Annotated in this window: 8 protein-coding genes and 2 pseudogenes; 5 read left to right on the forward strand and 5 right to left on the reverse strand. The window is 38.4% G+C overall.

The features are described from left to right. Window positions 1-5: 5 nt before the first annotated feature. From ACYVB1_RS15315 to ACYVB1_RS15330, 4 genes are all read right to left on the reverse strand, one after another. Window positions 6-1,832, reverse strand: coding sequence for a TlpA family protein disulfide reductase (locus ACYVB1_RS15315; RefSeq protein ID WP_460924660.1), 1,827 nt, complete (start codon window positions 1,830-1,832; stop codon window positions 6-8). Window positions 1,833-2,599: 767 nt separating this feature from the next. Then, window positions 2,600-3,295, reverse strand: a complete 696-nt coding sequence (locus ACYVB1_RS15320; protein WP_460924661.1) for a HEPN domain-containing protein — start codon at window positions 3,293-3,295, stop codon at window positions 2,600-2,602. A 2-nt stretch (window positions 3,296-3,297) separates the two neighbouring features. Next, complete coding sequence (locus ACYVB1_RS15325) at window positions 3,298-4,392, reverse strand: GmrSD restriction endonuclease domain-containing protein (RefSeq protein WP_460924662.1); 1,095 nt, start codon at window positions 4,390-4,392, stop codon at window positions 3,298-3,300. 358 nt (window positions 4,393-4,750) lie between these two features. Next, on the reverse strand, window positions 4,751-5,056 hold the full coding sequence (locus tag ACYVB1_RS15330) for a hypothetical protein (RefSeq protein WP_460924663.1): 306 nt from the start codon (window positions 5,054-5,056) through the stop codon (window positions 4,751-4,753). 527 nt (window positions 5,057-5,583) lie between these two features. Between ACYVB1_RS15330 and ACYVB1_RS15335 the strand changes: the two genes are divergently transcribed. From ACYVB1_RS15335 to ACYVB1_RS15355, 5 genes and pseudogenes are all read left to right on the forward strand, one after another. Further along, complete coding sequence (locus ACYVB1_RS15335; protein WP_460924664.1) at window positions 5,584-6,867, forward strand: site-specific integrase; 1,284 nt, start codon at window positions 5,584-5,586, stop codon at window positions 6,865-6,867. Then, window positions 6,860-7,636, forward strand: a complete 777-nt coding sequence (locus ACYVB1_RS15340; RefSeq protein ID WP_460924665.1) for a hypothetical protein — start codon at window positions 6,860-6,862, stop codon at window positions 7,634-7,636. Before ACYVB1_RS15335 ends, ACYVB1_RS15340 begins: the two co-directional genes overlap by 8 nt. Window positions 7,637-7,694: 58 nt before the next feature. Beyond that, the gene (locus ACYVB1_RS15345) at window positions 7,695-7,973 is read left to right on the forward strand and encodes a helix-turn-helix domain-containing protein (RefSeq protein ID WP_460924666.1); all 279 of its coding nucleotides are present in this window, start codon (window positions 7,695-7,697) and stop codon (window positions 7,971-7,973) included. 297 nt (window positions 7,974-8,270) lie between these two features. Then, window positions 8,271-8,735: a hypothetical protein gene (locus tag ACYVB1_RS15350; RefSeq protein WP_460924667.1), complete on the forward strand. Its 465-nt coding sequence runs from the start codon at window positions 8,271-8,273 to the stop codon at window positions 8,733-8,735. A 530-nt stretch (window positions 8,736-9,265) separates the two neighbouring features. Next, window positions 9,266-9,598: pseudogene (locus ACYVB1_RS15355) on the forward strand (primase-helicase family protein); the annotation flags it as partial. A 460-nt stretch (window positions 9,599-10,058) separates the two neighbouring features. Here the strand turns inward: ACYVB1_RS15355 and ACYVB1_RS15360 are convergent. Further along, window positions 10,059-10,151 (reverse strand): annotated as a pseudogene (locus ACYVB1_RS15360) (IS1 family transposase); the annotation flags it as partial.

Genomic DNA, 10,151 nt, shown 5'->3' on the forward strand with positions numbered 1-10,151 from the left:
GACTATTACAACTCACTGCAGGCCATTTCGATCATCAGCAGTAGCTCTCTCAGCGCTTCGCTCTCAGGATACAGCTGGCCGGCCCTTTTAAACCGCATGTTGCCTGTTGCATCAATAACAAGTTTAGTGGGTAAACTATCCACTTTGTAAAGCTTCTGTGCCACAGTGTTGTTCTCATCCATCAGTATTTGATAGGGGATATAATACTTCTCTTTGTAATCCTGTACAGCTTTCTTTTTATTCTCTACTTTTTCACCGGAGTTCACGAACAGGAAAACAACATCATCTCCTCTGTGCCGTGATATGGCGTCTCTCATCACCCTGAATGCTCCTAAGCATGGTGCGCTCCAGGTTGCCCAGAAATCTATCACCACCGTTTTGCCCTTCAAGGAGGATAATGTCACGTACTTCCCGTCCAGGTCCTGCAGCTTAAAGTCGGCTGCCGCTTTATCAATCATCTGCTTTTGCAACTGCTCCCGCATATGATCGTTCGCGAGAGCCTCTCTCCTTGCCAGCCAAAACTTCTCAAAGCCAGCCCCGCTCTTCATCTCATGCGTGTAGAGGTCCTTGTAAAGCGCTTTATACGCATTTTCCTTGCCTTCTTCTGCTGTGCTCGTCTCCAGCAGAGCGCGTGCCAAGCCGTAGTTTTCTTCTTTTAGCAGCGCTTCCGCATAAGGCTCCACTACCGTGCTGTCCATGCGCCCCTGGGTTAGGGCATAGGCTTCTACTAAGTAAGGCAACGCTTTGGCATGCTCCTCCTTTTTCAGGAACAGTTGCCCGCAGGTTGCGGCGATTGCGCCAAGCGCGTTTTCTCTTTGGATGTACCAGGCTTTTTCTGAAAGCGCAGCGGGCTTTTCCAGGGAAGGTTTTTCGAGTTCCGCTACAGCATAGGCATAGGCTTTATGAGCAAATTCCTCTGCTACAGGCAGGCTCTCGTTATGCGCAACCAGCAGGCTCACAAAGCCTCGGTACACTTCGCCGTTCTGAGACTTTGGGAACTCAGAAAGCATCTGCCTAAAACCAGCGGTGTTGCCTGCTCTGGCATACTCTTTAGCCAAATAAACATACTCTTCCTGCCAGTCCTGCTCAGGAAAATCTTCTATAAGCATACGCAGTAACTCTGCTTTATCTGTTAAGGAACTTCCATTACGGTAGTGCTCTATTCTTTCTGCTCTCACCGCTTCTCCCTGGGGCCAGTTTTTTCGCATCAGTAATGAATAGGCAGCCGCTTTATCGGGTTTTCCAAAGCGTTTGTATGTATTGTGCAGCACCAGCATCTCGTTCTCGGTTAGGTCTTGTTGTGCAGCCAGCCAGTTTAAAGCCCCTAAAACCGGAGTGGATTCTCCCTCACTTGCTTCAGACAGTGCATTAATATAAGGCAAAATGTACGGGCGCTTCAAGTTAGGTTCTTGCCTGAACTCCCGCTCAAACAGTTTAAGCGCCTGCTCCGGGTCCCATTTTATCTTCAGATGATGTTGCGCTTCCTGTAGCATGACTGCCGTTGCCAGTGTTGCGCCCGGAATAAGTTGTTTTCTTTTGTTGTACAGTAGTATAGAATAGCCTTTGCCCTTGTTGTTATCAAACTTATAGTAGCTGTCTTCTCTGTAGCTGTTCTGAAACTGCAGATATAAACCCAATGCCTCTTTAGAGGGTTTAAGCGTCCCCTGCCAGCCAGTATCGTGTCTATTCAGCAACACATCGTATGAGCGGATGGAGTTGTGCACATATTCGTAAGCGATGGCTACAACTTCCTTTTCGTTCCCCAGGTCTGTGCCGGCAGGCAGGTAGGTGAAGTTAATTTTTTCGCCTTGCCTGGGCTGGGTGTCTGCCAAGATCAAATTTCGGCTAGTGCCTTGGCCCCAGGCTAGCGTAGACCACAAAAGCACAGCAATAAGAAGTACATGTTTCATTATCATAGCTTGTGTTAAGGCAAGGTTTGACCGGCAAGTACGTATAACAAGAGGTAAAAATGATTTATAGTGGACAGTACAATTTTATAACCATCATAGCTACAATAATAGCATATTCCCGCACCTTATGCGCTAAATAAATGTAGTTAAAGTACCAAATGCGTATAAATCACTCAGTTTACTCCGTGCTAATACGTAGCTTTCGTTTTGAGATTGGTATCAGATGTTACGCAAATGCAATGTATTTGTAGAGGCTGTCCAAAAAGTTAATGCTACCTCCTGAGAATCGTTTATTTAAAATTGCCCTGTAGGGGGGGGTACTTATAAATTTGATACAAAAAGAGGCTGCTCCGACTTTTCGGACAGCCCCTACTGTCGGCTCCCCAGTTTTAGAACTGTCTGGGAGTATAATTTTCAACAAATTGAGCTCCTCCCATTTTTAGGACATGTGAAAAATAAAGTCTTCGGGGGGAGGTCACATTTCTTCCAAATCGATATAAGAAGATCTTTCTTTTGCTTGTGGCTAACTTTCTTATAAGCTCAATTATGTTAAGAAACGGTTCAAGTATTGCCCAAGGCAACGATTTACAGCACTACCGCTCAATAAAATTATTAATGTTCAACTACTTCCGTCAGCTCAATAATATTACTTCTGCTCCGTTTTTGGCAATACCTTGTTAGCTGATGTTTTATGTCCAATAGACCTCGCCAGATTCACTCTTTATATGTGAGTAAACGACTCTGTCTATATAATTAATAGCCTCAATCATATTATTAAAATGTCTTTCAACATCATTATAAGTAACTGCAGGCGCCCCTTGGTGAGCAATCGATTCTCTTAAGCTTAGAAATGACTCTATGTTGGTTTTTATGTCCTTCTTAGCTTTTCGATTAATGTCTTTAACTATGTCATCGATACCAATGCGGAAATACAAGATTCTCAAATTCTTGATTGATGGATACTTGTTAGTTCCAATTATATTTGTTGGAAATATCTGATTAGTATAATTCGCTGCATTATCCATAAGGCCATAATACCTGCTATCTATGGAAATACTTTTCAGAAGTGCTCGCTCATCAGAACTATTGTAATAATTTCTATAATAATTTACTTGGTTATCTAAAAGAGTTTTTGTCCTGATGTTTTTCGGTATCTGATTAAATGTAGCCCCTTTTGTTCTATAACTATACAATAAGTCTTCAATGAAATTTTTAGTGAAATCCTCAATCCTCGCAGACAAAAGGAATATACATGATTGGTTAACTAATTGCTTATGGTCATAACTTAGTGGAGAAGACTTATAAGATACTTTTTTGGCAAGTTTAAGCAATTTGTTCGCTTCAATTTCAAAGCCCTTTCTTGCCCTACTTTTAGAGTATGGCATATTTAAAAAATGGCTTGAAGAAATGTCGTATAGTCTGTTATTCTTTTATTAACAACATTTCTATCAGTTGTAGCTTTAGTAATTGAATTATAGAAGTCATCATTTCTTAATAAAGTTTCTAGCCTGTCAATTACTTCAGCTTTATTTATTGCTTCAATCTGCTCTAATGTTGGGTTCACGTTATTCATCGAAAGCATTTGCGCCTCAAACAAAGCAGTATTTGCTTTTAAACGCTTTCTATGCTCATCAAAAGTTTTGAATGCAAAGTCTCCATACAAGAAATAGCATTTATTAAGATTCGCTTCGAAATTAGTAGCTAATTCAATAATCTTTGGTTCTCGCATGAGTCTGTTGTCTTCAGCATATTTATTAAGAAAAACAGTCATAGGCTTTTCATAAATTTCCAATCGCTCCAATAAGGCGAAATATCTTAAAACCAACTCATCACCTTTCATCCTATTATCGTTTGTTGTAGATGTTAGCTTTTTGAATAAGGAACCCCTCGCCAATTTTTCGACTTTAGTCATAAATGGCCCGTTGTAAATTCCGTGTCTTAACTCTTGGGGGCTCAATCTCACTGAACCAGTATTTAATCTTTCAAAAACATCAAACTTAATTTGCGGATGCGTTTCCTTTAATATTGCAATACAACGCACTGTTCTATTAATAATATGTCGCTGAAACCTTGGGTCTAGTTCACTAAAAGTTAGTCCATCCAATTCTGGATATGTTGAAAGACCTGTAAGAGGAAAACCATTGTCAAGGAATAGACTTATACTTGTTAGTCTTTGATTGCCATCTATAACTGACAGAGTCTCATCACTATTTTGGCTTAAATAAATGACAGGAATTGGACATTGGATTATTAAAGATTCAATGAGTCTTGATGCTTGCGCTCGATTCCAAACATACCCTCTTTGGAAGTTAGGAATAACGATATGTTCGTTGTTGACATATTCATGAAGTGTTGAAATTGTAAAATCGTAAGTTTCGGTTAGCAATCTCCTTTTTTCTGCAGGTATATTCAAGACCTCAACTTCAAATTCATCATTATCTGGGAATATCCTATTTGCTAAAACTGTTGATTTATTGTCCATTTTGTTTGTTTTGTAAAATATCAGCTAACTTCTATATAAATACCCATTGTTTACTACTCTCGAAACATTGGTCTTGCCAATATCGGCTCTACTGTATAAACGAAGTTACTCCGTTTAGCCGCCCAACGGGTGTCGGATAAACGGAACTGGATTACCAAATATAGGATATAGTAACTCGAATTTAAAGCAACCTGCTGCAAGTTTCCCCTCCTGCCAAAGTACCAAACTCTACCCCCTCCAGTTGGCTGGAAAGGGGTTTTCTCCCATAACTACTGCTATGTTAAATAGGGGCCGTTTCTAAGAAAGATGCTACTTTGACGCAACAAGGAGGTTAGGAGTGCCATCAAATAATTTATTCCTAGGCTTCATCTGGGCCAACATATTCATAGCAATGGCGTGAGGTTCTGGGTTTGATATCCTCTCCTGGCAGAACGGTATTGGCCGCAAAATATATTGGCTTGAAATATTCTATAGGGTAGTAGCCATTCTCTAACTTCGCCGGAGTTAATGCCGCTTCACCTCCTATCATTTCTTCTTGCTGAAGGATTTCTAAGGCTCTTGGGTAAAGATCTCCGCTGGCGCTGTCTGCTTCGTTGTCGCTATAAGTTTTGGTGCCTACCGTCTTTCCCGCTTCGTGGGAGATCTTCATGTACTTATATTCCATTTGTTAAAGCTCTAAAGTAATGATTATAGTTTGCAGCTGTCATCTTAAAGGCATGCTTTTAAAGGTATCAAGTCTGTGTTATAATTGGAAACAAATTATCTACTTTACATAATGCTACTTATCAGCCAAGGCTAACCCTGATAGATACACCTACAGCGGCAGGTAGTTATAAAGTTTTCTTATCCTGAATTATCCAGCCGGAAGCTGTCAATAGTTCATCAATACGGCCGCGGGCAATCTGCTCAGGCGTTTGGTTCATAGGTAAAGGCAGTGACTCAGCACCTGCAAATTATTGTTCTAATAAGTGCCTAGGTTATTTTTAGATATTTAGCTTAAATGGGCCTGTTAATCAACCTACTAAAGCATTTATGAATAACCAAATACAAATTTATGATATCAAGTTACAACATAAATAAAGGAATATCTAAATATTTATTAACAACTGTTTGCTTTTAATGTTTACATAAACATATATTTGTAAACAAATAATAAGTCTCCGTTTGAGACAACGTATAACAAATCATTAAATGGCGAACGTCAGTTTTAATTTGCTAAAGAGTAAGCGGAACAAGCAAGGTGAGTGCCCTGTAATGATGGTGCTGACGTTTGATGGCATGAGGATTAGAAAACAGCTGAAGGTAAAAGCAAAGGAAAAGCACTGGAGTGATGTAAAGAGTAAAATAAAGCCGCCTTTAAAAGGGGAGCCAGATAATAATTATGAGGTGTATAACGCCGTATTAGATAAGTATCAGAACAAGGTTAAAAACATTTTTAATGATGCTCTACTAAATGATATAAAGCTGACAAAGGAGTATGTAGAAAACCAACTGAACGATAAGTTCTTATCCTTAGTAAGAAACCGGCCTTTCTTTGAGGTTTTCACAGAGTTTACCGAAACTTATAAATCAACTAAAGCAGAGAGGACTTTCAAAAAGCACAATACTGCATTGAACTTCTTCAGAGAGTTTGAAAGCTATGCAAAGTATGAATTACGGTTCGATAGCATCAACCTTGAGTTTTTCGATCGACTCCAGAAGTATGCATTTATAGAAAGAGTAAGTAATAAAAAGACTGCATGCTCAGACAATTATTTTGCATCACTTGTAGCTTCTTTAAAGACCTTTTTAGCCTGGGCACACGATAGAGGCTATAACAGATTTGAAATCTATAAGAAGTTCAAAGCTTCTGAAAGGGACATTGATATCATATATCTCACATTTGAGGAGTTGATGAAGCTTAATGACCATAACTTCGAAGATAATAGGTTAAGCCGGATCAGGGATATTTACTGTTTTGGTTGTTTTACTGGGCTACGATACTCTGATCTGAAGGCTTTAAACGCAAGCCACATTCAAGGTGCTGTGATTACAAAAACGATAGTAAAGACTAAGGAGAAGTTAAAGATTTATCTCAATGACTTTGCACTTGACATTTTGAAGAAATATGAAAGCACTCCTTATTATCCTTTACCTAAGATATCGGAGCCTAAGTTCAATAAACATATTAAAGACTGCTGTAAGGAAGCAGGGATTGATAAGTTGGAGACAGTAACAAAATATTCTGGAGGCAAAGCAACAGTAATTACTGTTCCTAAGCATGAACTTATAACATCACATACAGCCAGGAAAACATTTACTACGCTTTCTGTAGAAGGTAATGTGAATCTAAAAGTACTGAAGAGTTTGACCGGACATAAGAAAGATGCCAATTTCAATAAATATATAGATATTGCTGACTCTTTTCAGGAGAAAGAAATAGACCGCACCTGGAACAAACGAGCACGCGAGCAAAAGCAGAAAAAGAATGGGTAAGATTACTGTTAAGCACTATCTGAATAAGAGTCAGTCTAAAAAGCTCAATGAAACTAATCCCAGACTGCCTGTATATGTTCAAGTAACAGTAAAGCGGCAGGTAAATAGGATGCGTAGCCAAGCACACCTGCTCACAGGAATGACTGAGTTTGAAATGTTAGTTACCCAGGAAGAGTTTGATGAAGCGATTGAAAGGAACTATAGTTTAGGAAGAACAATAGCACTGGAGCGAAAACTCATTGAAGACATCATAACCTTTGTTGAGCCCTTTGATAAAGATACTTTCTCTATCAAGGAATTTGCTCTAATGTATCAAATTGCATCGGAAAGTGTACTAGATCTTTTAGATAAGGCTGGTAAAGATATCCTTCTGCAAAGAATGGAAGCAAATTGGATCGAGGTGTTCTACATGCTTGACTTAAAAAAGCCTTTTACTGAAATCGTTGATGGTCTGGTCTTATTAGGGCAGAATAACAAGGTATTCGTTAAAGATGTATTATCTGATAAGTACCTGCAAGCATCGCTTGTTGCTTTGAATAATTTGGGGCCCTTCACTTATCAAAACTATGTTGATCCGGAAGGATTTCTTGATTACACAAGTCAAATAGGTTTTTATTGGTTCAAGAAGGACTTAACTGAAAAATTCTTAAATTATTTATTAAATGAGAATCAAATTACTTCTGAGCAGGAACAAACATTCCATGAGCTATTCAAATACCTGCATAAATCTGTTATGCCAGTTTTAAAAGGATTAAGCGGAGCGAATTAAAAATTTTAGCCTAAATGTTTACACAAAATTAAAAAAGTTAACAACAAAATTAAAGCCCATGTTTAAAAATGAGTTAGTAGTCATTTCTATGACAAGACAAGAACTGGATGAGTACATTGAAAAGTATCATCTAAAAAGCAAACCACAAATCAGTAATGAGCCAAAAGAAAGAATAAGCCAGAAGCAAGCTGCCGCACTGTTTGGTGTAACGCCTGCTACAATTATCAGGTGGCAAAAGAAGGGTGTTATCCCATTCAACAAAGTTGGTAACACTGTATTTTATTATAAGTCAGCTTTGTTAGAAGCTGCTCAAATGAATCAATTACTACAAAAATAATTATCAACTAGCATAGGCTTGAAGTAAAGAGCGCCAACGGCCATTGGCGCTCTTAGAAAGAGCTTAAGCTACCTAAACCCTTAAACATGAATTATACAAAATTACACATTTATGGATTCATCATTGCCTGCGAAGATTTTATTGTCTTTACAAGTGATAGGAATAGCGGTTGTTTGATGATTGGCAACCAAATGCAAAACGAGAACAAACTATCTCAATCCAGTTTGACAGATGTTTGGCTGTTGTTTGCTCTGTGTTTGCTAGTTATGAGCTTCACTCTAAATTAAGCTGTTTCATATGGATAACTCATACATTTTTCATTTAGAAGAGAATTTAAAATATACACTAAACCAGTTTAGAAACGCTTTGGAAGCTGATAGGAAAGACCTTGATATCTATAGAGATTCAAATTACAAGAGGGCCAGAACTGTAGAGAGATGGGAAAATAAAATAACAGCTTATACGGATGCTTTCAATGAACTGGAGTTTCTTCTAAACAGGTCGGTTGTGATAGATCATGAAAGATCTACCTATGTACATCAGATTAACAAGTTAAGAGATGATAACAAAAGACTAAAAAAGTATTTAAACATTCTTTCAGTTACCAAGAAGATTGAGATCGAAGAACAAGTTAAATTCAAAACGGAGCAGCGAGTTAATCAGCTGTGTAAACAAGCAGAACATGAACTGAAGAATGAAATAGATCTTATTAAGCAAGTAAGTTTCATGAATAATCAAGCTTTAGAAAGGAGAGTAGCTTAATGAAACAGGCTAATACAAGTGTTGAGCAAACCAACAGCAAACCTAGAGCAATCCAAAAGTATACATATGGAACAAGTAGCGAACCACGTAACCCAACAGCTTCTGACCCACAACCAAACCAAAGCCAAACATCTGAAGTTGCTGTATGCACAGATGAAATTGATGAAATCTGTAGAGAATATGTAAAGATAGGCACTACCTATTATCGTAAGATCATTATACCTGCTGCAACACCCGGGAAATATTTAGGTGAAAGGCTTGATGTTTGGACCAGAACAGCAATCGAAGATGACTATGGTAAGAAAGCTGCAAGAGAGATATGTAGCAGGATGTTAAAGTACAAAGCCTTTGTAGTAAGGCCGGAACATATAAACTATCAGAGGGATATAGAAGGATGCTACAATCAGTATGAAACGCTTCGACACTACCCTTCTCAGAATGCTGCAGAATTTCCTATAACAGAGTCTTTCCTGAGGCACATTTTTGGAGATCAGTATGAAATAGGACTTGATTACTTACAGCTATTGTACATGAAGCCACTGCAGAAGCTATATATCCTTTGCTTAGTTTCTGTTGAAAGAAACACAGGAAAGACAACTTTCTTAAATTGGCTACGACTGGTTTTTGGTAAGAATGTAACCCTGATTAATAGTGAAGATGTTGAAGGCAGGTTCAATAGTGATTGGACCTCCAAACTACTGGTATGTATAGATGAAACCTTCATAGACAGTAAGAAAGCTGCCGAAAGAATAAAGAGCTTGTCTACTACAAAAACATTCAAAACTGAGGCTAAGCAAAAGGATAAAGTTGAAACAGAGTTCTTTTGCAAGTTTATTTTCGCATCTAATAACGTTGTTAATTTTCTGCCAATAGAAGAAGGCGAGATTAGATACTGGGTTAGATATGTAAAGCCTCTAAATGATGATAACGTTAATCTATTAGATGAGCTAGAGCGTGAAATTCCTGCCTTTCTGTACCATCTTACCAATAGAACCATGTATACACCTAAGCCCTTATCCAGAATGTGGCACAAACCTGAGGACATTTGGACACCTGCTTTGGAATTAGCGATGAATGGTAATAGAACTGGGGTTGAACAATTGATAATTGATGCAGTAAAGGAGTATTTTCTTGATTTTAATGAGGACTTGAAAAAACAAGGTTTAGATACATCCTGGCTTAAACTTACTGCTACCGACATTGCAAAGCTATTGTCTGGCGCCTCTGGAAGTTCACTCAAATTCAATTCTGGTGATATCAAAAATGTGCTTGAGAAGTGGAAGCTTACACCAAGTAACAGCTCTTACAAATTTTGGTTGTGGTCTAGAATGTATGATGGTTTCGGTAATAGAATATTAGCTTCATGGCGTTGTAGTGATTCTGCTCTTTTTTAGAGAAGCAGGCTGTTTTTCTGAC

Source organism: Pontibacter brevis (assembly GCF_054779655.1).

Coding starts and splice junctions, on each gene's coding strand:
- ACYVB1_RS15330 (WP_460924663.1), bottom strand. CDS start 5,056: ATGGAATATAAGTACATGAAGATCTCCCACGAAGCGGGAAAGACGGTA.
- ACYVB1_RS15320 (WP_460924661.1), bottom strand. CDS start 3,295: ATGCCATACTCTAAAAGTAGGGCAAGAAAGGGCTTTGAAATTGAAGCG.
- ACYVB1_RS15340 (WP_460924665.1), top strand. CDS start 6,860: ATGGGTAAGATTACTGTTAAGCACTATCTGAATAAGAGTCAGTCTAAA.
- ACYVB1_RS15335 (WP_460924664.1), top strand. CDS start 5,584: ATGGCGAACGTCAGTTTTAATTTGCTAAAGAGTAAGCGGAACAAGCAA.
- ACYVB1_RS15345 (WP_460924666.1), top strand. CDS start 7,695: ATGTTTAAAAATGAGTTAGTAGTCATTTCTATGACAAGACAAGAACTG.
- ACYVB1_RS15325 (WP_460924662.1), bottom strand. CDS start 4,392: ATGGACAATAAATCAACAGTTTTAGCAAATAGGATATTCCCAGATAAT.
- ACYVB1_RS15350 (WP_460924667.1), top strand. CDS start 8,271: ATGGATAACTCATACATTTTTCATTTAGAAGAGAATTTAAAATATACA.